The organism is Ferrovum myxofaciens, assembly GCF_000735045.1.
In the GTDB taxonomy this organism is placed as follows: Bacteria; Pseudomonadota; Gammaproteobacteria; order Burkholderiales; family Ferrovaceae; genus Ferrovum; species Ferrovum myxofaciens.
Genome location: NZ_JPOQ01000508.1, coordinates 1 through 257, shown reverse-complemented (window position 1 = coordinate 257; position 257 = coordinate 1). Strand labels below are relative to the sequence as shown.

The 257-nt window shown below is 58.0% G+C and carries 1 pseudogene; it reads left to right on the top strand.

The features are described 5' to 3' along the window. Positions 1–257: pseudogene (locus tag IV91_RS18765) on the top strand (transposase); the annotation flags it as partial.

Below are 257 nucleotides of genomic sequence, written 5' to 3'. Positions count from 1 at the left end.
CTCGAAAGAAGCAGGGTTCACGCCTGCGGCCATCATCACCTTTGCCCGTACCTGCAAAAATGAAGCGGGATGGAAAGACCGGCTTGGTTCTAACGTAACCCAGCGCATCGCGGAGCAGGTGTTCGCGGCCATGCAGCAATACGCCTTCGGCAAACGCGGTCGCCCACGTTTTAAAGGTGCTTCCCGCCCCCTGCATTCGCTTGAGGCAACCACCAATGCGGCCAACATCATCTGGAAGCCTGAAACGGGCTGTATCG